Here is a 3709-nt window from a genome sequence, read left to right as displayed (position 1 = left end):
TTGTGGGACAGACGGCCTCTGTCCCACAAATAGCCCGCACTCAACGGGCCGGGCGGGTGTGTTTCGTGCGTAAAGATGTACTTATGACCTCTGCGAGCACCACCACCGAGGGCGCGGACATCGTCCTCGACCCGGCCAACCCCTTCGCCGCCCCGTCCACCCTCCCGTACGAGCTGCCCGACTTCGCGGCGATCCGCGAGGAGCACTACGAGCCCGCCGTGCTCGCGGGCATGGCCGCGCACCGCGCGGAGGTCGAGGCCATCGTGACCAACCCGGAGCCGGCGACCGTCGAGAACACCCTGGAGGCGCTCGAACGCGCGGGCCAGCTCCTCGGCCGCGCGGTGACGGCGTTCTACGGCACGCTGCCCGCCGACTCGACGCCCGGCCTGGAGGACATCCAGGAGCGGCTCGCGCCACAGCTCGCCGCGCACCAGGACGCCATCAACATGGACGCCCGCCTCTACGCGCGAGTGCAGTCCCTGGCCGGCCAGGCGCTCGAGCCCGAAGCCGCCTACCTGCTCGACCAGCTCCTCACGCAGTTCGAGCGGTCCGGCATCGCGCTCCCCGAGGCCGACCAGGAGCGGCTGCGTGAGCTCAACTCCCGGATCACGACGCTGCAGGCCAGCTTCGGCCGCAAGCTCCTGGCGGGCGCCAACGAGGCGAGCGTGCTCGTGACCGACGACGCGGAGCTCGCCGGGCTGTCCCCGGACGCCGTCGCCGGTGCGCGCGCGGCCGCCGACGCCCGCGGGCAGGAGGGCTGGCTGCTGGAGATGCAGCTCTTCACGCACCAGAACGTGCTCGCGTCCCTCGCGGACTCCGGCCTCCGGGCACGGGTCCAGGAGGCCTCGACGAAGCGCGGCGCCACGGGCGGTGAGACCGACACGCGCGAGGTGCTCCTGGAGCTCGCCCGCCTGCGGGCCGAGCGCGCGCAGCTCCTCGGTTACGAGCACCACGCCGCCTACATCGCCGCGGACACCACAGCGGGCACCACCGCCGCCGTCAACGAGATGCTCGCCCGGCTCGCACCCGCCGCCGTCGCCAACGCGCGGCGCGAGGCGGCCGAGCTCGCGAAGGTGAGCGGCACGGCCGAGGTGGCCGCCGCGGACTGGTCCTACCTGAACGAGGCGGTGCGCAAGGAGCGGTTCAACCTGGACGACGCCGCCCTGCGCCCCTACCTCGAGCTCGAACGCGTGGTGCACGACGGCGTGTTCAAGGCCGCGACCCTGCTGTTCGGGCTCTCCTTCACCGAACGGCACGACCTGGCCGGCTACCACCCGGACGTGCGCGTCTTCGAGGTGTTCGACGCACCCGAGCCGGGTGAGCCCGACGCAGGCCTCGGCCTCTTCCTCGCCGACTGGTACACCCGCGAGTCGAAGCGCGGCGGGGCCTGGATGAACAGCCTCGTGGACCAGAGCCACCTCCTCGGCCAGAGGCCCGTGGTCGTCAACAACCTCAACATCGTCAAGCCGCCCGCCGGCGAGCCGACCCTGCTCGTGTGGGACGAGGTCACCACGCTGTTCCACGAGTTCGGCCACGCCCTGCACGGGCTCCTCAGCTCCGTTCGCTACCCGTCCCGGTCGGGCACCTCCGTGCCGCGCGACTTCGTCGAGTACCCCTCGCAGGTCAACGAGATGTGGTCCTGGGAGCCGCAGATCCTGCGGTCGTTCGCCGTGCACCACGCGACCGGCGAGCCCATGCCCGCGCAGTGGGTGGACACCATGCTCGCGTCCCGCATCTGGGGCGAGGGCTTCGCGACGACGGAGTACCTCGCCGCCGCACTCCTCGACCAGGCGTGGCACCAGCTCACACCCGACCAGGTCCCGACGTCGGTCGAGGACGTGCTGCCCTTCGAGCAGAAGGCGCTCGCGGCGGCGGGCGTCGACTTCGACGCCGTGCCCCCGCGGTACCGCACCACCTATTTCAACCACATCTTCGGTGGCGGCGGCTACGCGGCCGGGTACTACTCCTACATCTGGTCGGAGGTGCTCGACGCCGACACCGTCGAGTGGTACGCCGAGAACGGCGGCCTGACGCGGGAGAACGGCGAGGCGTTCCGCCGCAAGCTGCTCGCCCGCGGCGGGTCGCAGGATCCGCTCGCCTCGTTCGAGGACCTGCGGGGCCGGGCTCCGGAGATCGCGCCACTCCTCAAGCGCCGCGGCCTGGCCTGAGAGCCATGACACCAGCCTGCTGACTCGCGCCGCCGGATCCGCCGAGTCAGTGGGCTGGTCGGACCAGCCTGCTGACTCGGCGGATCTGGTGGTGCCGGGTCAGTGAGCTGGTGTCGGCCTCTGTACCGTGGCCCCTGTGACTGAGACTGTTCCGACTTCCGCGCCCGTGCCCACCGCCGCCGACGAGGTCATCCGGATCTGCCAGGAGCTGATCCGGTTCGACACGTCGAACTACGGGAACAACGAGGGCCCGGGGGAGCGCGCCGCGGCCGAGTACGTCATGGAGCTGCTGCACGAGGTCGGGCTGGAGCCCGAGCTGTTCGAGTCCGAGCCGGGGCGTGCGTCCGTCGTCGTCCGCCTCGAGGGGGCGGACCGCAGCAGGCCTGCCCTCGTCCTGCACGGGCACCTCGACGTCGTGCCGGCGGCCAAGGACGACTGGAGCGTCGACCCGTTCGGCGCGGAGCTGACGGAGACCGAGACCGGCGGTCTGATCTGGGGCCGCGGCGCCGTCGACATGAAGGACATGGACGCCATGATCCTGGCGGTCGTGCGGCAGATGGTGCGCGAGGGCCGCAAGCCCGCCCGCGACGTCGTCGTCGCGTTCTTCGCCGACGAGGAGGCAGGCGGCGGGTACGGCGCCCGGTGGGCGGTGGACAACCGCCCCGACCTGTTCGAGGGCGCCACCGAGGCGATCTCCGAGGTGGGCGGCTACTCGGTCGAGGTGAACGGCAAGCGCGCCTACCTGCTGCAGACGGCGGAGAAGGGCATCGCCTGGCTGCGCCTGATCGCCGACGGCAGGGCCGGGCACGGCTCGCAGGTCAACCCCGACAACGCGGTCACCGAGCTCGCCGCCGCCGTAGCGCGCATCGGGCAGCACGCCTGGCCGTACACGATCACGCCCACCGTGGACGCGCTGCTGCGCGGCGTCGGGGACCTCACGGGCCTCCCCGTGGACTACGAGGACCCCGCGACCATCGACGCGCTGGTCGCGGCGCTGGGCCCGGTCGCGAAGTTCGTTGGCGCCACGGTGCGCAACACGTCCAACCCGACCCAGCTGGAGGCCGGCTACAAGGCCAACGTCATCCCCGGGCGTGCCGAGGCGGCGGTCGACGTGCGCCTCCTGCCCGGCCAGGAGGAGTCGGGCCTGGCGACGCTGCGTGAGCTCGCCGGCCCGCGCGTGCGGATCGAGCCGATCCACCTGGACACGGCGCTCGAGGTGCCGTTCAGCGGAAACCTGGTGGACGCCATGGTCGCGGCGATCGACGCCGAGGACCCGGGTGCGAAGGTGCTGCCGTACACGCTCTCGGGCGGCACGGACAACAAGTCGCTCCACCGGCTCGGGATCACCGGCTACGGGTTCGCGCCGCTGCAGCTCACGAACGACCTCGACTTCGCGGGCATGTTCCACGGCGTCGACGAGCGCGTACCGACCGAGGCGCTGAAGTTCGGGACGCGCGTGCTGGACCGCCTGCTGGCGACCTGCTGACCCGCTTCGCGAGGTAGAGCGCCTGTCCGGGTCTCCCTGGTGCACGCCAGGGAGA

Annotated in this window: 2 protein-coding genes; both read left to right on the top strand. The window is 71.9% G+C overall.

Annotation, left to right across the window (positions count from 1 at the left end; all coding sequences use genetic code 11):
- Positions 1–83: 83 nt before the first annotated feature.
- Positions 84–2168, top strand: a complete 2085-nt coding sequence (locus ACFWE2_RS24975) for a M3 family metallopeptidase (RefSeq protein ID WP_377226906.1) — start codon at positions 84–86, stop codon at positions 2166–2168.
- Between the two features lie 136 nt (positions 2169–2304).
- Positions 2305–3654, top strand: a complete 1350-nt coding sequence (locus ACFWE2_RS24970; protein WP_377226905.1) for a M20/M25/M40 family metallo-hydrolase — start codon at positions 2305–2307, stop codon at positions 3652–3654.
- The last annotated feature ends 55 nt before the right edge of the window (positions 3655–3709 follow it).

It is taken from the genome of Promicromonospora sp. NPDC060271, assembly GCF_042726755.1.
Classification (GTDB): Bacteria; Actinomycetota; Actinomycetes; order Actinomycetales; family Cellulomonadaceae; genus Promicromonospora.
This window is presented reverse-complemented; position numbering and strand designations above follow the sequence as displayed.

Excerpts from the sequence above, each read along its gene's own strand:
- ACFWE2_RS24975 (WP_377226906.1), top strand. The coding sequence starts at position 84 with ATGACCTCTGCGAGCACCACCACCGAGGGCGCGGACATCGTCCTCGAC.